The following is a 19,553-nucleotide window of genomic DNA, read 5'->3' on the forward strand; positions in this document are numbered from 1 at the left end:
ATACCTGATTGATCCGCCAGAAACAGGGCGCGCAGAAAAAATTTACATGTTCCTGAGTGGATCGTTAAATCAACATAAAAAAGGTGGAGGAAAAATGCAAAAGTTAAAACACGAACCGGCATATTATGAAACAACAAAGTTTAAATGGAGACAGCGTATCGGTTTTGGTATCAGTGATTATGCTTGTAATCTTGCTTACCTTCTTGCCAATACATATCTTCTCTTTTATTACACAAACTGCGCGGGACTTGCAGCCGGCGCTGTTGGATTTATGTTCGTTGTAACAAAATTCATCGATGCATTCACAGACTATATGGTAGGTGCAATGATCGACCGTACCGATACAAAAATGGGACGTTACCGTCCATGGATGCTTTATGGTGCACCGGTCCTTGCAGTTGGTATGGTTCTTCTGTTTTCCGTTCCGACAGGATGGAGCGCAGGTGCAAAGCTTGCATGGGCATACGTAACTTACGTTATCTTCTCATTTGGCTATACTCTGGTAAATATTCCGATGGCACCGATCGTATCTTCTCTGTCAGCATCCGCAACAGAGCGTACCAAGATTTCTACAACACGTACTGTATTTTCAAACCTTGGATCACTGACATCTTCCCTGTTCGTGCTTCCGATGGTATACTTCTTCTCCGGCTCCAAGGATGCAACTGGTGCAGCGCTGGCTACCGGATACCGTAACACAAACATTGTACTTGGAATCATCGTTATCATCATCATGGCAATCTGTGTATTCTCCATCGTGGAGATCAATCCTCCGACAAAGTCAGCAGGAAAGAGCTCTCTGATCAAGGATATCGGAAGTCTTGTAAAAAATAAATATTACATCATGTTCCTTGGCGAGGTATTTTTCCTCTTCCTTGGATATCTTTCCATGTATGGTGCAATGCAGTACTATTATACTTACATTGTTGGTGATGTAAGCGGAATGTCACTGGCACTTACTTTACTTACCTTGCTTGCAATCCCGACTATGATCCTTGCAGCTTATCTCAATGGTAAGGGAATTGCCAAGATCAAGCTGATCCAGTTTGGAGCGATCGTAGATATCGTTGGATATGCGATCCTGTTCTTCACATCTGACGGAACAATCGCAACAGCAGCACTTGGACTGATCGGACTTGGATTCGGTTTTCGTTCCAGTATGTTCTTCTCCATGATGCCTGATATCTTTGACTATACAGAGTGGCAGGTAGGAAGAAACCTTGGTGGAACACAGAATGCGATCCAGGGATTTGTAAACAAGGTTTCCTCAGCAGCAGCATCTGCTATCGTATCTGCTCTTCTTGTATGGGGTAACTACGATGCAGCAAAACTTGACAAGGCAATGGCAGATGGTATCAGCATTGCAAAGGAGTTCCCGCAGACACATACAGCGATCAATTTTGCATTCGGTGGTCTTGCACTGGTAGCTACAATACTTTCTATCGTTGTGCTGATCCCATATGATCTGGATAAAAAATATCCGCAGATCCGTGCAGAACTGAACCAGCGGAATAAAGAAAACGCATAAATTTAAATCGAACAAAAAAGAAAAAATAAGGAGCATCGAAAGGTGCTCCTTTCGATTATCAGAACATCTGTTTTATATAAGGAGGAAAATATTATGTGGAATTATGCCTATACAGTACCGGAAAACAAAAAAGTAAGAGTGATCGTACATACAGATTGCAAAAACGAGGCAGATGACCAGTATGCAGTAGCGCATCATCTCATGACACCAAGATTCGACGTAAAAGGCCTTGTTGCGGGGCATTTCTGGAAAAACCCGCAGCAGTACGGCGAGCTTGGTACTGCGCAGGCAAGCTACGATGAGATCATCAAAGTCATGGAGCTTATGGGGCTTAAAAATCAGTATCCGGTAAAGCTGGGTGCACCACGCGCCCTTGAAGATGAGAATACACCTATCGATTCCGAGGGTGCAAGATTCATCATCGAGGAAGCGATGAAGGAGGATAAAAGACCGTTGTACATTGCGTGCCAGGGTGCCATTACAGACGTTGCCTCCGCGCTTCTGATGAAACCGGAGATCGCAGAGCGCATGACAGTGATCTGGATCGGCGGAGCAGATTATCCAAAGGGCGGATTTGAGTTCAACCTGATGATGGATATCAACGCTGCAAACGTAGTATTTTCCTCCAAAGTGCCGGTATGGCAGGTGCCGATGAGTCTTTATAAAGTGATGGCTGTTTCTCTTGCAGAGCTTCAGCTGAAGGTACGCCCATGTGGAAAGATCGGAAAATATCTTTTTGAGCAGCTGGTGGATTTCAACCATGTAGCGGCCAAGTATGAAATGGACTGGCCGCAGGGCGAGATCTGGGGACTTGGTGATCAGGGAACCATCGCCGTTCTGATGGAAGAACTGGAAAAAGTAAGCTACGATATGGTATCTGCACCGAGAATCGCAGAGGATATGACATACATCCATGGACAGGACAACCGTGAGATCCGTGTTTACAAATATCTGGATGCAAGACTGACACTGGAAGATTTCTTTGCAAAGCTTGCTCTGAATTTTGGTGACGAGAAATAAAGCTTGAGGTAAAATGAAAATGAAAAATTATCTGGTTTTTGATGCAGGCGGAACATTTACGAAATATGCATTAATGAACGAAAATGCAGAAATTCTTGAAAAAGATAAGGTTCCCACACCGGACTATCATACAAAGACAAAAGAGGACTATTATGCAGTTCTGGACAGTGTTGTGGAGAAATACAAAAACCGCATTGAAGGTATTGCCATCAGCATGCCTGGTATGCTGGACAACAGGAATGGATATTGTGTAACAGCAGGATATCTTGCATATCTTGCAGGAAGTACTGTTGGCACAGAGCTTTCCCAGCGTTACGGAATTCCGGTTTCTGTGGAAAATGATGGAAAATGTGCGGCACTTGCCGAGTTCTGGAGAGGAAGTCTTAAGGACTGTACAAATGGGGCTGTTGTTGTTATCGGAACCGGTGTTGCAGGCGGGATCATCCTCAACGGAAAGCTTTTCCGCGGAAATCATTTTACCGCAGGCGAATACAGCTATATATGCACAGAGGCGAAGGGGCCGGCAGAGCTGGACAACTACTGGGGAATGAGCAGCGGTGCGGAAGGACTTGCAAAGACTGTTGCAAAGCATACAGGAGAGGACTGGCAGATTTACGATGGATTGAAGATATTCGGTCTGGCAAATGAAGGTGATGAGAAAGTTCTGGCAGGTCTGAGGGAGTTTACAGATCGTCTTGCAGTACAGATCTATAACCTGAATATCTATCTGGATCTGGACATCATTGCTATCGGCGGAGGCATCAGCCAGCAGCCGCTTCTGCATGAATATCTTCAGAAGAGCCTGGATGAAGTAATGAAGAATATTCCATTGCGAAAGATAACACCATATGTTCCGGAGCCGAAGATCACAAACTGTCAATTCTACAATGACGCAAATTTAATCGGTGCTTTATATCACTTCATGAACAAATAAGCGGTTATTCCGCTTATTTGTTCATGAGGAAGTAGCGAAGCGGATTCCGAATGTCCACTTACAGATAATAAGCGGTTATTCCGCTTATTTGTTCATGAGGAAGTAGCGAAGCGGATTCCGAATGTCCGCTTGCAGATAATAAGCGGTTATTCCGAATGTCCGCTTGAGTATATTACATAAGGAGGATTACAGAATGTCATTTCCAAAGAATTTTTTATGGGGCGGTGCAGTTGCTGCCAATCAGTGCGAGGGTGCATACAATGAAGACGGAAAGGGTTTATGCACACAGGATGTAACACCACACGGAATCGTAGGCCCCAGAACGGAAGAGCCTACACCGGATAACATGAAACTTATCGGAATCGATTTTTATCATCGTTATAAAGAAGATGTGAAATTATTTGCGGAGATGGGCTTCAAAGTATTCCGTACATCCATTGCATGGAGTCGTATTTTCCCTAACGGAGATGAGGAGACACCAAACGAAAAAGGTCTTCAGTTTTATGATGATCTTTTTGACGAATGCCATAAATATGGGATCGAGCCACTGGTAACGATCTCTCACTATGAAACACCGCTTCATCTTGCAAAAACCTACGATGGCTGGGTGAACAGAAAGATGATCGGTTTTTATGAGAGATATGTGAGAACTATTTTTGCAAGATACGGCAAGAAGGTTAAATACTGGCTGACATTTAATGAGATAAACTCTGTTCTCCATGAACCATTCTTAAGCGGTGGTATTTACACAGAAAAGGATAAGCTTTCCAAGCAGGATCTGTATCAGGCTGTTCATCATGAACTGGTCGCAAGTGCACTTGCAACAAAGATCGGACATGAGATGATGCCGGATGCAAAGATCGGCTGCATGATCTTGAGCATGCCGACTTATCCGCTGACCCCATGCCCGGACGATGTGATCAAGACTATGGAGAGTGTTCACAAGAACGATTTCTTCGGTGATGTACATGTCCGCGGATATTATCCGGGATATATGAAACGTTATTTCCGTGAAAATAACATTGAGATCAAATTTGAGCCAGGCGATGCGGAAATCCTTAAGAATACAGTAGATTTCGTTTCCTTCAGCTATTACATGAGTATCTGCGAGACAGCAGACCCAGCTCATGTAAAAGGAAAGGGTAATCTTATGGGCGGTGTTCCGAACCCATATCTGGAAGCATCTGACTGGGGATGGCAGATCGATCCGCAGGGTCTTCGCTATGTGCTGAATTACTACTGGGATCGTTATCAGAAACCGTTATTCATCGTTGAGAACGGACTGGGCGCAGTAGACAAGCTGGTGGAGAAGGATGGCGTTATGACCGTTGAGGATGATTACCGTATTGATTACCTGCAGAAACATCTCCTTCAGGTCGAAGAGGCTGTTGAGGACGGTGTAGATGTTATGGGCTACACCTCCTGGGGCTGTATTGACCTTGTCAGTGCATCTACAGCAGAACTGAAAAAACGCTACGGCTACATCTACGTGGACCGTAACGATGATGGAACAGGTACACTGAATCGTTATAAGAAGAAATCCTTCTACTGGTATAAAGATGTGATCGCTACCAATGGTGAGTCACTTCACAAATAATATGGCTGCTTGACTTTCTGGAAAAAAAGCAGATATAATGCACTCATTGACGCAGGCAACGGAGTTCGCGAGAGCTTCCTTTGTCTGCGTTTTTTTATGTTATAGAAAATTACTCCGTAATGTTCCTACTGTGTGCAAATATCTGTTTTACAGCAGATTGACATGGAATATCTGAAAAGTTATAATCGAACGTACAGAAGGCTGAGAGCAGTCTTGGTATGAACAGATAGAATCCCGGAGCTTTTTCCGGAATGTGAAGTTACAGGAGGAGTAAAAACGTGACAGATCAGGAACGTTTTATGAAAGAGGCGATCCGCCAGGCAAAAAAGGCCCGTGCATTGGAGGAAGTGCCAATCGGCTGTGTGATCGTGCATGAGGGAAAGATCATAGCCAGAGGCTACAATCGCCGCAATACAGACAAAAATACCTTATCTCATGCAGAGCTTAATGCTATCCGAAAGGCCAGTAAAAAGCTGGGAGACTGGCGTCTGGAGGGATGCACCATGTATGTAACGCTGGAGCCTTGTCAGATGTGTTCCGGTGCATTGGTACAGTCCAGGATCGATGAGGTGGTGATCGGCTGTATGAACCCGAAAGCAGGCTGTGCCGGATCTGTGATGAATCTTCTTCAGATCGAAGGCTTTAATCATCAGGTAAAGATCACAGAAGGGGTATTGGAAGAGGAATGCTCCGAAATGCTTTCCGCATTTTTCAGGGAACTGCGGGAGAAAAAGAAGCAGGCAAAAATCATGAGAGATTTACTCTTGACAGAATCCTGTGAAAATATCAAAATAAAATCATAAATGGATTTCACTATTACAGACAGAAAATCCATTCAGGCCAAACGAAAGTCGTTGACACAGGAACGACAGAAAATGGAGGAACAAAAAATGGAACTTGAAGCTTTAAGAAAAGACATGATAGCAGCAATGAAGGCCAAGGATAAGGTGACAAAGGAAGCAGTTTCTGCACTGATCGCAGCAGTAAAAAAAGCTGCCATTGATGAGGGATGCCGTGATGACATCAAAGGAGAGCTTGTAGACAAAGTTATCCTGAAAGAGCTGAAAACAGCAAAAGAGCAGATCGATACCTGTCCTGCAGAACGTACAGATCTGAAAGAAGAGTATCAGGCAAGATATGACATCATTGCGAAATATGCTCCGAAGCAGATGGATGAAGCAGAGATCAAGGCTTATATCGAGGAAAAATTTGCAGATGTTCTGGCAACAGGAAATAAAGGCCAGATCATGAAGGCAGTTATGGGAGATCTGAAGGGAAAGGCAGACGGCAAGCTGATCAATCAGGTAGTTGCCGGATATTGTAAATAACGCAATATATGTACACAGGAAAACGTCGGGAGCATTCGGAACAGCTTCCCGGCGTTTTTTTGCAGGGGCAGGTAAGGAGTAAATGCATAAAAAAATCCCGCCGGATCAGTCATAAATGACGAACCCGGCGGGAATGCTGTTTATATAGAGATCATATATTATAACCTTTTTTACGCGCGCCGCACCTCGGAATGGTCTCACAGACGTTACCTTTACAGTTAACTCAGCCCAGGCACCCTCACGGCACACAAGAGCTTCTGCTTAGTGCTGCTGCATTCCTGCCCTGACACGGTTCACAGATTCCTGTTGCGTAAGACCCAGACGTCAACGCCACTTATAAAGGGCTGCTCTGCAAGATACAAGCCTCAGATTGGCATCACCCCTGCTGTAGCGGATTGCAGGTACAGGGCACCGCTATCTCCCCGGCTGCGCGGAATTTAATTATAGACTCTTATGAATGATTTGTCAAGATGCGCCAGATCTGTTTTTATAAAAAGGAGCCCCTCAATAAAAAGGAGCCCCCGGATATTTCACGTATTCAGTTTTTGATTTCAGCATAAAGGCGCAGGTTTTAAAATAGAGACATCAGCTGAGAAGACTGAGGTGGCAGTTCTGAATACCGCCGTTTTTGGTGTTGCGAAGGGTGAAGCTGAATTGGATCTGAGAATGCTCTGTTTAGCCGGAATATTGCTGATCGAGATTTCATCGTATCCCAGATCCGTTCCGGATGTGGGCATATAAACGATCCGGTTTTTTTGGCTATTGTACACTGCCTGAAAATGCTTTATAATATTATATTGTGTAAAACTCTGTGAAAAGAGAGGATACAGTAGTTGTTCTGCAGAAATACGTCAGGTGGAATATCTGTCTTATATGCAGACAGCAACAAATAAAATGTGCACATAAGAGGGCACAGAATGGAGGACGCTATGATTAAAAGAATCGGTCTGCTGACAAGCGGTGGCGACTGCCAGGCACTGAACGCAACCATGAGAGGCGTTGTAAAGGGCCTGAGCAACAGCGTTGAGAACCTTGAGGTTTATGGATTTGATGACGGATATAAGGGACTGATCTACGGGAAATACCGTATGCTTACAGCCAGGGACTTTTCCGGGATCCTGACTCAGGGCGGAACTATTCTCGGAACATCCAGACAGCCGTTTAAACTGATGCGGGTTCCGGATGAGAAGGGACTGGACAAGGTTGAGGCAATGAAACAGACTTACTATAAGCTCTGTCTGGACTGTCTTGTGATCCTCGGCGGAAACGGAACGCAGAAAACAGCCAATCTTCTCCGCGAGGAAGGCCTGAATATCATCCATCTTCCGAAGACCATTGATAATGATATCTGGGGTACAGATATGACATTTGGTTTCCAGAGTGCTCTGGAGATCGCAACTAATGCCATTGACTGCATCCATACAACAGCTGCATCCCATGGACGTGTATTTATTGTCGAGATCATGGGACATAAGGTCGGAAGCCTTACACTGAATGCCGGTGTTGCAGGCGGAGCAGATGTGATCCTGATCCCGGAGATCCCATACGATATCAATAAGGTTGCGGAAGCCATCCAGAAGCGTAACAAGGCCGGCAAGCGTTTTACCATTCTTGCAGTAGCTGAGGGAGCTATCTCAAAAGAAGATGCAGAGCTTCCAAAGAAAAAATACAAAGAAAAGCTTGCGGAAAGAGCAAAGAAATATCCGTCTGTATCCTATGAGATCGCAGACCAGATCCAGAAGGTGACCGGAAGTGAGGTACGTATCACAGTTCCGGGACATATGCAGCGAGGCGGAGAGCCATGTGCATATGACCGCGTTCTTTCCACAAGGATCGGTGCCGGTGCAGCGCAGGCGATCATGGATGAGGAATACGGTGTTATGATCGGCGTCATCAATGGCAAGATCAAACGGGTTCCTCTTGCTGAATGTGCAGGCAAGCTGAAGATGGTATCTCCAAAGGATCAGCTTGTAAAAGCAGCCAAACAGATCGGAATCAGTTTTGGCGATTAATGAATTATGAGTCATCTGGCCGCCGCGGGAGTCTTTCCGCGGCGACTGTGGCGAAGAGAAGGAGAGTTTTATGAGTTATACTGCTCTTTACCGTAAATTTCGTCCCGACAATTTTGACGATGTAAAAGGACAGGATCATATTGTGACAACACTGACCAACCAGATCAAGGCGAACCGTATCGGACACGCATACCTGTTCTGCGGAACGCGTGGTACCGGAAAAACTACGGTTGCAAAGATCCTGGCGAAGGCAGTAAACTGTGAACATCCTGTAAATGGCAGCCCATGCAATGAATGTGCCATGTGCAAGGCCATTCAGGCGGGAACTGCCATGAATGTGATCGAGATCGATGCAGCCTCCAACAACGGTGTTGACAACATCCGTGAGATCCGTGAGGAAGTGGCTTATCGTCCAACAGAGGGTAAATACAAGGTTTATATCATCGATGAGGTGCATATGCTCTCAACAGGTGCATTTAATGCTCTTCTGAAAACACTGGAGGAGCCACCTTCTTATGTTATCTTTATCCTGGCGACTACAGAGGCCCACAAGATACCGATCACAATTCTGTCCAGGTGTCAGCGCTATGACTTTCACCGGATATCCATTGATACCATTGCTGCCAGACTTTCCGAGCTTCTGACTGCAGAAGGGGTGGAAGCAGAGGAGAAGGCTGTACGCTATGTGGCAAAAAAAGGTGATGGGTCCATGCGAGATGCTCTGAGTCTTCTGGATCAGTGTATTTCCTTTTATCTGGGACAGGTGCTTACTTATGATAAAGTCCTGGATGTTCTGGGAGCCGTGGATACAGAGGTATTCAGCAGACTTCTACGAAAGGTTCTTTCCGGCGATGTGACAGGTTCCATCCATGTGCTGGAGGACCTGATCACAGGCGGCCGTGAGCTGGGACAGTTTGTATCAGATTTTACCTGGTATATGCGAAATCTTCTGCTTGTGAAGACTTCCGAAAATCCTGAGGAAGCCATTGACGTTTCTTCTGAGAATCTGAAGCTTCTGAAGGAAGAGAGCGAGATGACAGATGTGGAGACGCTGATGCGTTACATTCGTATTTTTTCCGATCTGTCTAATCAGATCCGTTTTGCAAGCCAGAAGCGTGTATTGGTGGAAATCGCACTGATCAAGCTGTGCAGACCGGCCATGGAGACAAATCTGGACTCTGTTCTTGACAGGCTTCGTGTCCTGGAAAAGCAGATGGAGGAACGGCCTGTGCAGCAGGTGATCGTTCGGGAGAGCGAGGCCGGCGGAGCCGGGGAACCGGGGGCGGCAGTGACCGGTACAGCAACGGCACAGCAGCAGAAACCACAGAAGGCAGCTCCTGAGGATCTTCAGAAGATCGTGGCAGGCTGGCGTGCCATCGTGGGTCAGACTACCGGACTTTTCAAGCAGTCCCTGCAGCGTGCAGTCCCAAAGTATAACGGAGAAACAGGAGATTCCATCCTTTATGTGGAATTCCAGGATTTTCTGGGGATGAATTATGTAGACAATCCGGAGGCGAAGAAAGAGCTTCAGGACATTATTGCTGCCCGGACAGGCAAAAGCGTGGAGATACATATGCTGGTAGCCAACAAACATCAGCACACCAATCTCGCGCAGATCACAGTAGACGATGCACTTCGGGAGAATATCCACATGGATATCGTAGTGGAAGAAGACCCGGATGAGGAGTCATAAATCCGTAAACAAAAAACAGGAGGAAAGTATTATGGCAAAAAGAGGTGGATTTCCTGGCATGGGTATGCCGGGAAACATGAACAATCTTATGAAACAGGCGCAGAAAATGCAGCGTCAGATGGAAGAAAACCAGAAAGCTCTTGAGGAAAAAGAGTTTACAGCAACAGTAGGCGGCGGAGCTGTTTCCGTTACAGTTTCCGGTAAACGTGAAATAACAAAGGTCACACTTTCCGAGGAAGCGGTAGATCCGGATGATATCGAGATGCTTGAGGACATGATCGCGGCAGCAACAAATGAGGCGCTCCGTCAGGTTGAGTCCGAGTCAGCAGCAGTGATGTCCAAACTCACAGGCGGCCTTGGTGGTCTTGGCGGAGGTCTTCCTTTCTGATGGAATATTACAGCAGCCATATCAATAAACTTATTGAGCAGCTTTCCCATCTTCCGGGAATCGGAGCCAAATCTGCCCAGCGTCTTGCATTTCATATCATGAATATGCCGAAGGACCAGGTAGAGCAGCTGACCGCCTCCATTACCGATGCAAGGCAGAATGTTCAGTACTGTAAGTGCTGTTACACGCTGACTGACCAGGAGCTTTGTCCGATCTGCGCCAATCCCAAAAGAGATCACAGCACTATCATGGTGGTTGAGAATACCAGGGATCTGGCAGCATATGAGAAAACAGGTAAATTTGACGGTGTATATCATGTACTTCATGGTGCGATCTCCCCGATGCTTGGGATCGGGCCGGATGATATCAAACTGAAGGAGCTGATGAAGCGCCTTCAGGGGGATGTAAAGGAAGTTATTGTGGCAACCAATTCCAGTCTTGAAGGCGAAACGACAGCTATGTACATCAGTAAGCTGATCAAACCGACCGGGATCAAAGTAAGCCGTATCGCCAGCGGAGTTCCGGTGGGCGGTGATCTGGAGTATATTGATGAGGTGACACTTCTCCGGGCACTGGAGGGAAGAGTGGAGCTTTAACCAGATCAGGTGAAAAATTTTCTGAGAGATTGCAAAAAGTGATAAGCAGCCAGGAAATTTCCCCGGGTTATAAAGGAGGTGAGACTGGTGGCAAAAAAGAAAGCAACCTCATTGGATGTGGCAGCACGAGCAGGCGTTTCCCAGGCAACTGTATCCATGGTGCTGAACCGGAAATATAATGTTTCTTTTTCGAGAGAAACTGTGGAGCGGGTGGAGCAGGCGGCCAGAGAGCTTGGCTATGAGCTTCCCGGACGTCGGAAACACAAAGCTGACAGAAAAGAAAAGCTGATCGTTGTTTTCTGCCCCACACTCACCAGCCCCTATTATGTACTGCTGCTTCAGGGAATCGAGGCTGTGGCCAATGAGCAGGGATATGGGGTATTTATCTGCAACACCCAGCGCGACGCGGGGCTGGAAGAAAAATATCTCCGTATGATGCAGACCATGCGGCCGGCAGGGATCATCTATACCTGCAATCCTCATCCGGATTTCCAGCATCAGGTAGAAAAGATCGCAAAAGAAACACCGCTGGTCATCATCAGCAACAAGGAAAAAACAACCACGGTAGATGCTATCAATCAGGACAACACAGTGGTAGGAAGGCTGATGGCCAGACATCTTCTTGATCTGGGGCACACGGATGTGGCATTTATCACGCCTCCTCTTACCAGACGGCAGTGGCAGCGCTCCAAGCGTGTGGAGGGCTTTGTCCGCGAGTTTGAAAAAGAGGGAAAAAAGGATCATGTGCTCATCAAGGCGGCAGATGAGTCCAATGACAGAAAGATCCCGCGGATGGATTCCGAGTATGCCATGGGCTACGAGCTGACCATGGAACTTCTCCAGGAAGGACAGAAATTTACGGCTATCGCAGGACAGAATGACATGATGGCCATAGGTGCCATTGATGCGCTGCACGAAATGAGGATACACGTTCCAAAGGATGTTTCTGTCATAGGGTGCGATAATATTTTTTATTCCGGCATCCGCAGGATCTCCCTGACAACCATTGATCATTTTGTTGCGCTGAAGGGAAGAGATGCCTGTGACATCATCATCCGTAAGATCGACATGAATGATAAATTTTACCTGGATGAAAGACCTGCCAGCCTGTATAATATCGAATATACCCCGAAGCTGATCACGCGCCGCACGACGGGGTATGCAAGACTGGACAGAAACCAGTCTGATGAACAGAAAAATAAATAATGGCGCAAAAATTATTAATAATAATATATAGAGAGAGTTTCCATGACACATTTGAATAGAAACCTTGTTAGCTATGATAATTACGGCGATATTCGAATTGAGGAAAATGGAAAGAAGCTGTTTTGGGTGAAAAAATTGACAGGCACTATTAATAAAAAGCTATTTTATTAATAAAATATTTATTAATAAAAAACAGGTGCCTTGACCCCCGCAATGAGTTTGTTATAATGGAATCATCAAGAAAAAGAACGAACGTAAACAGGAGGAAAAAACAATGAAATTTTTTATCGACACAGCTAAAGTAGAGGATATCAGAGAAGCAAATGACATGGGAGTTATCTGTGGAGTTACAACAAACCCGTCTCTGATCGCCAAAGAAGGAAGAGACTTCAACGAGGTGATCAAAGAGATCACAACGATCGTTGACGGACCGATCAGCGGTGAGGTAAAAGCTACCACAACAGATGCTGAGGGAATGATCCGTGAGGGACGTGAGATTGCAGCTATCCATCCGAACATGGTTGTTAAGATTCCTATGACAACAGAGGGACTGAAGGCTGTTAAGGTTCTTTCCTCTGAGGGGATCAAGACAAACGTTACTCTGATCTTTTCTGCTAACCAGGCACTTCTTGCAGCAAGAGCAGGTGCTACATACGTATCTCCGTTCCTTGGAAGACTGGATGACATCTCCACAGATGGCGTTGAGCTGATCCAGCAGATCGCTGAGATGTTTGCAGTTGCAGATATCCCGACAGAGATCATCGCAGCAAGCGTTCGCCATCCAATGCATGTAACTGCATGTGCACTTGCAGGCGCAGATATCGCTACGGTACCGTTCAAGGTAATTGAGCAGATGACACATCATCCGCTGACAGATGCAGGTATCACTAAATTTCAGGCTGATTACAAGGCAGTATTCGGTGAGTGATCGAAACCTCTTTTATATACAAATTCCCTGTGAACAGCAGGGCACTAAAAAGGAGACATTAATAACATGGATAAGTTAGAACTTCAGAAAGTTGCCAACGAAGTCCGCAAGGATATCGTAACAGCAGTCCATGCAGCAAAGGCCGGCCATCCGGGCGGATCCCTTTCTGCAGCAGACGTGTTCACCTATTTATATTTTGAAGAGATGAACATCGATCCGAAGGATCCTAAGAAGGCAGACCGTGACCGTTTTGTCCTTTCCAAAGGACATACAGCACCGGGACTCTATTCTGTACTTGCAGAGAGAGGATATTTTCCAAAAGAGGATCTGAAAACACTTCGTCATCTGGGCTCCTATCTTCAGGGACATCCGGATATGAAGCATATTCCGGGCGTTGATATGTCCAGTGGTTCTCTTGGTCAGGGAATCTCTGCAGCAGCAGGTATGGCTCTTTCTGCCAAACTCAGTAATGATGATTATCGAGTATATACACTGCTGGGTGATGGAGAGATCGAGGAAGGCCAGGTGTGGGAGGCAGCTATGTTCGCAGGCTTCCGTAAACTGGACAACCTGGTTGTGATCGTAGATAACAATGGACTTCAGATCGATGGTGACATTGCAGATGTATGCTCCCCATATCCGATCGACAAGAAATTTGAAGCTTTCAATTTCCATGTGATCAATGTTGCGGACGGCAACGATATGGATCAGCTGAAGGCTGCTTTTGATGAGGCAAGAGCTACAAAGGGTATGCCGACAGCTATCATCATGAAAACAGTAAAAGGTAAAGGTGTTTCCTACATGGAGAACGCAGTAGGCTGGCACGGAAAAGCTCCGAATGATGAGCAGTATGCACAGGCAATGGAAGATCTGGAGAAGGTAGGTGAAGCATTATGTCAGAAGTAAAGAAAATCGCAACGAGAGCAAGCTACGGCAGTGCCCTCATAGAATTAGGAAAAAAACACGAGGATCTTATCGTTCTTGACGCTGACCTTGCTGCAGCTACACAGACAGGTATGTTTAAAAAAGAATTCCCGGAGCGTCACATTGACTGCGGTATCGCAGAGTGCAACATGATGGGCATTGCAGCAGGAATCGCTTCCACAGGTAAGGTTCCCTTTGCAAGTACTTTTGCAATGTTTGCAGCAGGACGTGCTTATGAGCAGGTTCGTAACTCCATCGGATATCCGAAGCTGAATGTAAAGATCGGAGCAACTCACGGCGGTATTTCTGTAGGTGAAGACGGCGCCACACATCAGTGCCTGGAGGATTTTGCCCTGATGAGAGTGATTCCGGGTATGGTCGTTGCAAGTCCTTCTGATGATATCGAAGCAAAAGCTATGGTTGCTGCTGCTTACGAGCATCAGGGACCGGTATACATGAGATTCGGACGTCTTGCTGTTCCGGTTATCAATGACAGACCGGATTATAAATTTGAGCTTGGTAAGGGCATCGTTCTCCGCGAGGGAAAAGATCTTACCATCATCGCAAACGGACTTTGCGTTGCACCGGCTCTTGAAGCAGCTGAGAAGCTTGCAGCAGACGGAATCGATGCAAAAGTGATCAATATCCATACCATCAAGCCTCTGGATGAGGACCTTGTTGTTGCAGCTGCAAAAGAAACCGGCAAGGTTGTAACTGTTGAGGAGCATTCCATCATCGGCGGTCTTGGCGGAGCTGTATGCGAGTGCCTGGCTGAGAAGGCACCGGTACCGGTTAAACGTATCGGAATCCATGATGTATTCGGTGAGTCCGGTCCGGCATTAGAGCTTCTTCATAAATACGGTCTCGATGCAGAGGGTATCTATAAGCAGATCAAGGAGTTCGTATAATCAAGATCAACAGGGGATAAGTCTGTTTCGGCAGGAAGTATCTTAAGGATTCCGCAGGCGATCACATCTGCAAGTGCTACTACGGTGGAGAGCCGGGTAGTCTGCAGGGTAAGCTGCTCCATGATTCCGGCAGTATTTACAATGCCGGTGATATGGATGTCCCCTACAGGTGGAAGGTCTTTCTGAACACCAGCACCTGGGTAAAGTGCACCATTTCCAATGGTCACATAGCCCAGGTGCTTTTTTTGTCCAAGAGAAGCGTCTATGGCGATTACAAGGGCGTGTGGATGAAGCCTTGTGATAAGCGATGAAGTTTTTTCAAGGTTCAGGGCATGGACCGGGCAGGAAAGCGTGCCGTAGACAAAAATATGTCCGGTTTCATGAGGATGAAGAAGGTGTCCGATATATGGGCCTAAACAATCTCCGGTAACACGATCACTGCCAATGCATAAAAACACGATCTCAGTCCATTTTTTGGGACAGTGAAGAATGCATTTTTTCAGAAGATAAGCAATCTCGCCGGATGAACCGTTTTTTCCGGCATCAATGTAAAAAGCCATGAGAAACCTCGATTCTTTTTTCACTCTATCATATCCTGAAAAAAGGGAAAATATGCATGGTGCGGAATCTGTCGCTAAATTCTGTGGACAGACTCTTACATTCTGCTAAAATCCGCATTTTTACTGTGCTATGCTTGGACAGAAGGGGTGATATGAGATGATAGAAGTCATTTATAAGGAGGACACAACAGAACAGGAAGCCGCACAGGAAGCATTTTCCATGCCGAGAAATGTAAGGCAGATCGGGCTGGCGAACGGAGATTACAGGATTTATATAGAAGATTATGTATACACATTTCTCTGCAGCCTGGCAGAAGATGAAAAGCCGGAAGGCCAGGGAAGTGTGGCAGTACTTACAGGTGAAATTCAATGGACTGCAGATATGACCTGTATTTTTATAAAAGGTGCCATTGCAGCAGACGGCATGGAGGCTGCAGCAGAACATATTGATTTTTCGGAAAAACTCTGGCAGAAGCTGCAGGAGGATAAGGATCAGTATTTTCCGGAGCAGGAGATCGTGGGATGGTTTTTTGCACAGTCTCAGATAGCAATGGAGATCACGGAGCTTTTTGTGAAAGTACATCTCAGACATTTCGGAGGGGAAAAGATCCTGATGCTGATGGACCCCGGAGAACGGGAGGATGCCTTTTTCCGTTATGATGGCGGCATGATGGCAAAACTGAGCGGGTATTATATTTATTATGAGAAAAATTCTCAGATGCAGACGTATATGATTGAACGCAGCCAGAAAGAGGGCGGAGAGGCATCCGAGGAAGTGGAGGACAGGGCTGTCAGAAATTTCAGAAAGATCATAGATAGTAAAAATCCGGAGGAACGGGGAGAAGAGAAAACTTCCGTTTTTTCTTATGCGGCTACGGTGTGTCTGGCACTGGCAGTTCTTGTGGCTGGAGTGGGCTTTTATCGGAATCAGCAGAAAAAAACAGAGGTTCCGGAAGATTATCGCACCGCTTCTGCTTCGGTGGTGCAGATAACACCTGCAGTAACAGAACCGGTGCGGAGTGTATCGGTTTCGCCAAAGGCAGGGCAGACGCAGAAACCGGTGCAGACACAGGAAGCTGTGCGGGGAACTCCGGTTCCGACGGAAACCACACAGATAAGAGAAAAAATCTCAATAACACCGGAACCTCGGAGGTCAAAAAAACAATCTGTTTCAGAAGCAACGCAAAAAAAAGATAATAAAACAGAAGAGAAAAAAACAGAAGAGAAAAAAACAGAAGAGACTTCAGTGGCAGCAGAAAATCCGGGGGAAACTTATGTGATCCGCCCGGGAGATACCTTGTATCAGATCAGTCTGAACCGCTATGGCACTGTAGATGCGATGGAACAGATCTGTGCATTAAACGGAATTTCTGCCAATGAGATCATTTATCCCGGGCAGGTAATTGTACTACCCTGATGGAGTGTGCTATAATAACTGGAAAACCAATTACAAAATAAAATACTTAAGGTAAGGGATACGGTTGTGAATATCATTAAAAAAATACAGAAAAAACAAAAGCGTAAAAAGCTGATGAGGCAAAAAGCCAGGCTTGCACAGGAACAGGCTGCGCAGGAAGGCTCTCACTACGGGAGAACTTCTCATCACCGAAGAATTTCAAGAAAGGGAAAAAAGGTGATCACAGCGGCAGTGATCGCTGCTGCAGTCTGCCTGGTTTTTCTTTATGCAGAAAAAAGAAGCTATCACAGCTATAAAGTATTAAATACAAGCGAACAGGAAGATGTTGTTTCCACACAGTATGTGGACATGGATGGAGATATCCTGAGATACAGTCCTGATGGAGTATCTGTTGTGGACAACAGCATGAATACCATCTGGAATGAAACCTATACAATGCAGAATCCTATTGCAGATGTGAATGGAAGCAGGGCGGTTGTTGCAGACAGCGAGGGAACATCGCTTTATATCTGCGACAAAAAAGGTGTGACCGGAACTGTAACAACGTCTTATTCTATTGTAAAAGTGCGGATCGCATCGAATGGAATGGTTGCCGTGATCCTGGACAATGATGATAATACCTGGATCAATTTTTATAATCCGGATGGCAGTCTGGTCGCGGAAAACCTGACTAAGATCGATGATCCGGGATATCCCATGGATGTAGCAGTGTCTGATAACGGAGTGATGATGGTAACATTCCAGTATGTTGATGGAAGCAAGACTACCAGCTATGTGGCATTTTATAATTATGGGGATGTAGGACAGAATGAGGATGATCGGATCGTAAGTGGTTATACCTATGAGAATGTAGTGATCCCGCAGGTGGAATGTATCAGTGACAGTAAGTATATTGCTTTGCGAGATGACGGATTTTCTACTTATCAGGGAAATCAGATCCCCAAAGAAAGCAAAACAGTCAATGTAAAACAGGAGATCGTAAGTACATTTTTCAGTGATGACAGGATTGGCCTGGTATTTAAAAACAATAATAAAGATGATCTGTATACAATGGAAGTCTATAATATGAGCGGACAGCTGAAATTCCGTAAAAATTTCAATATTCCATATACGACTATAAAAATGAGCGGAGATAATATCATCATGTATAACAGCTCGCAGATCTGTGTGATGAACAGCCGTGGTGTACAGAAATATGCCGGAAATGTAGATGGAACGATCCGAGATTTCTTTAAGATCGGATGGAATAAATATCTTATGGTACTGGATACAGGTGTCAGCACCATAAAATTCAGTTAAGGGGGCAGATATGAACTGGACATGGCTTGGACTGGCTGTGCTGGTCCTGCTTGCCTTTTCCATGGTGGATGGATACAGGCATGGCTTTGTGAAAGAAGTAGTATCTGCATTGCTTGTTCTGATCTCCGTTGCTTTGGTATGGCTGATCAATCCTTATGTGAATCAGTTCATACGTGAGAATACGTCTGTTTATGAAAAAATCCAGACTGCCAGCGGATCATTTGTGGATTCTCTGGCAGATGGGAAAGAAACCATGGATGATGAGGAACAGAAGGCGTTGATCAGCAGCATGGATATTCCGGATCTCCTCCAGAAGGGAATAACAGAAAATAATACGGCATTAGTGTATCAATATCTGGCGGTTAATACATTTGCAGGGTATATTTCCGGATATCTGGCCAATGTAGCAGTGAACTGTCTTTCTTTTTTGGTATCATACATACTTTCCTCAATCCTGATCCATGTGCTGGCGTATGCCATGGATCTCCTGGCAAGACTGCCGGTCATCCGAGGGATTAACAAAATAGCCGGCGCCGTAGTAGGAGGCATGAAGTGTATTGTTTTTGTATGGGTCGGAATGCTGGTACTTACGATTTTATGCAACACGGAAATAGGGCAAAAAGGCCTGGGACTGATCCGGGGCGATACAGTACTGGATTTTCTTTATGATAAAAATATTTTTATCCGTATTTTTACAGGAATATTTTATGGTGGATAAAAGAAACCGCATTTTGCAGACGGAAAAGCACCAGGATACAGGTGGTGACATGTCTGTGAAATGCGGTTTTTGGCGCAAAAATACGTTTTTTAGAAAAAAATGAAATTTATGTAAAAAATATGTTGACAGGTAATGGAAAAAATGCTATTCTATCAGAGTTGTTAGGAACGAATTGTTTTTAAGAAACAGATAAATACATCTGCTTTCAGAAAAATAAAAAAGTAGTTGACAAAAGACAGAAGATATGATAAAGTATCCAAGTCGTCAACGAAGTGACAACAAAATCTTAACTCAAAAATGTTTGAAAAAAACTTAAAAAAGTGCTTGACAAACAAAAAGAGATGAGATAAAATAAACGAGCTGTCTGAGAGACAGACACAACAAACCTTGATAACTAAACAGTGAAACACATACGATTCTCGAAAATTTCTTTACATTTAAAGAACGGTTTAAACAAACCAAAAGCAGTAAAAACGAGAGATAGCCAAACGGTTGTC

18 protein-coding genes and 1 other RNA gene are annotated in these 19,553 nt (G+C 45.3%); 17 read left to right on the top strand and 2 right to left on the bottom strand.

The window, feature by feature from the left end; translation table 11 throughout:
* Positions 1 to 94 precede the first annotated feature (94 nt).
* From MUB50_RS14850 to MUB50_RS14875, 6 genes are all read left to right on the top strand, one after another.
* A complete protein-coding gene (locus MUB50_RS14850; RefSeq protein WP_118625983.1) occupies positions 95 to 1,528 on the top strand; it encodes an MFS transporter in 1,434 nt (477 codons plus the stop codon).
* A gap of 93 nt (positions 1,529 to 1,621) precedes the next feature.
* Positions 1,622 to 2,548: a nucleoside hydrolase gene (locus MUB50_RS14855; protein ID WP_118625981.1), complete on the top strand. Its 927-nt coding sequence runs from the start codon at positions 1,622 to 1,624 to the stop codon at positions 2,546 to 2,548.
* 19 nt (positions 2,549 to 2,567) lie between these two features.
* On the top strand, positions 2,568 to 3,482 hold the full coding sequence (locus MUB50_RS14860) for an ROK family protein (RefSeq protein WP_244791438.1): 915 nt from the start codon (positions 2,568 to 2,570) through the stop codon (positions 3,480 to 3,482).
* A 193-nt stretch (positions 3,483 to 3,675) separates the two neighbouring features.
* Complete coding sequence (locus MUB50_RS14865) at positions 3,676 to 5,079, top strand: glycoside hydrolase family 1 protein (protein WP_118625979.1); 1,404 nt, start codon at positions 3,676 to 3,678, stop codon at positions 5,077 to 5,079.
* Between the two features lie 278 nt (positions 5,080 to 5,357).
* On the top strand, positions 5,358 to 5,882 hold the full coding sequence (tadA, locus tag MUB50_RS14870) for a tRNA adenosine(34) deaminase TadA (RefSeq protein ID WP_118516039.1): 525 nt from the start codon (positions 5,358 to 5,360) through the stop codon (positions 5,880 to 5,882).
* Positions 5,883 to 5,969: 87 nt separating this feature from the next.
* Positions 5,970 to 6,407, top strand: a complete 438-nt coding sequence (locus MUB50_RS14875; protein WP_118516040.1) for a GatB/YqeY domain-containing protein — start codon at positions 5,970 to 5,972, stop codon at positions 6,405 to 6,407.
* A 172-nt stretch (positions 6,408 to 6,579) separates the two neighbouring features.
* Here MUB50_RS14875 and ffs read toward each other — a convergent pair.
* Positions 6,580 to 6,841: signal recognition particle sRNA large type (ffs, locus tag MUB50_RS14880), an RNA gene on the bottom strand.
* A gap of 495 nt (positions 6,842 to 7,336) precedes the next feature.
* Between ffs and MUB50_RS14885 the strand changes: the two genes are divergently transcribed.
* The 8 genes from MUB50_RS14885 to MUB50_RS14920 all read left to right on the top strand — a co-directional run bounded on the left by MUB50_RS14885 (position 7,337) and on the right by MUB50_RS14920 (position 15,062).
* Positions 7,337 to 8,419, top strand: a complete 1,083-nt coding sequence (locus MUB50_RS14885) for a 6-phosphofructokinase (protein WP_118516051.1) — start codon at positions 7,337 to 7,339, stop codon at positions 8,417 to 8,419.
* Positions 8,420 to 8,489: 70 nt separating this feature from the next.
* Positions 8,490 to 10,112 (top strand): DNA polymerase III subunit gamma/tau, encoded by a 1,623-nt coding sequence (gene dnaX, locus MUB50_RS14890; RefSeq protein WP_244791440.1) that lies wholly within the window; start codon positions 8,490 to 8,492, stop codon positions 10,110 to 10,112.
* 31 nt (positions 10,113 to 10,143) lie between these two features.
* A complete protein-coding gene (locus tag MUB50_RS14895; RefSeq protein ID WP_015525666.1) occupies positions 10,144 to 10,500 on the top strand; it encodes a YbaB/EbfC family nucleoid-associated protein in 357 nt (118 codons plus the stop codon).
* Entirely contained in the window at positions 10,500 to 11,096 is a 597-nt protein-coding gene (gene recR / locus MUB50_RS14900; protein ID WP_015525667.1) for a recombination mediator RecR, read from the top strand. The genes MUB50_RS14895 and recR overlap by 1 nt, the downstream gene beginning before the upstream one ends.
* Positions 11,097 to 11,183: 87 nt before the next feature.
* The gene (locus MUB50_RS14905) at positions 11,184 to 12,302 is read left to right on the top strand and encodes a LacI family DNA-binding transcriptional regulator (protein WP_244791442.1); all 1,119 of its coding nucleotides are present in this window, start codon (positions 11,184 to 11,186) and stop codon (positions 12,300 to 12,302) included.
* A 274-nt stretch (positions 12,303 to 12,576) separates the two neighbouring features.
* The gene (fsa, locus tag MUB50_RS14910; protein WP_118516042.1) at positions 12,577 to 13,230 is read left to right on the top strand and encodes a fructose-6-phosphate aldolase; all 654 of its coding nucleotides are present in this window, start codon (positions 12,577 to 12,579) and stop codon (positions 13,228 to 13,230) included.
* Positions 13,231 to 13,296: 66 nt separating this feature from the next.
* A complete protein-coding gene (locus tag MUB50_RS14915; RefSeq protein ID WP_015525669.1) occupies positions 13,297 to 14,136 on the top strand; it encodes a transketolase in 840 nt (279 codons plus the stop codon).
* A complete protein-coding gene (locus tag MUB50_RS14920; protein WP_118625975.1) occupies positions 14,124 to 15,062 on the top strand; it encodes a transketolase family protein in 939 nt (312 codons plus the stop codon). The genes MUB50_RS14915 and MUB50_RS14920 overlap by 13 nt, the downstream gene beginning before the upstream one ends.
* Here MUB50_RS14920 and yyaC read toward each other — a convergent pair.
* The gene (gene yyaC / locus MUB50_RS14925; protein WP_138276620.1) at positions 15,035 to 15,622 is read right to left on the bottom strand and encodes a spore protease YyaC; all 588 of its coding nucleotides are present in this window, start codon (positions 15,620 to 15,622) and stop codon (positions 15,035 to 15,037) included. The genes MUB50_RS14920 and yyaC overlap by 28 nt on opposite strands.
* A gap of 157 nt (positions 15,623 to 15,779) precedes the next feature.
* Here yyaC and MUB50_RS14930 point away from each other — a divergent pair, with 157 nt between their 5' ends.
* The 3 genes from MUB50_RS14930 (at position 15,780) to MUB50_RS14940 (ending at position 19,056) form a co-directional block, all read left to right on the top strand.
* Positions 15,780 to 17,039, top strand: coding sequence for a LysM peptidoglycan-binding domain-containing protein (locus MUB50_RS14930; protein WP_244791444.1), 1,260 nt, complete (start codon positions 15,780 to 15,782; stop codon positions 17,037 to 17,039).
* Between the two features lie 66 nt (positions 17,040 to 17,105).
* The gene (locus MUB50_RS14935; protein ID WP_243101224.1) at positions 17,106 to 18,338 is read left to right on the top strand and encodes a DUF5711 family protein; all 1,233 of its coding nucleotides are present in this window, start codon (positions 17,106 to 17,108) and stop codon (positions 18,336 to 18,338) included.
* A 10-nt stretch (positions 18,339 to 18,348) separates the two neighbouring features.
* Entirely contained in the window at positions 18,349 to 19,056 is a 708-nt protein-coding gene (locus MUB50_RS14940; RefSeq protein WP_244791446.1) for a CvpA family protein, read from the top strand.
* The last annotated feature ends 497 nt before the right edge of the window (positions 19,057 to 19,553 follow it).

The organism is Blautia sp. NSJ-140 (assembly GCF_022868965.1).
GTDB lineage: Bacteria > Bacillota > Clostridia > Lachnospirales > Lachnospiraceae > Blautia_A.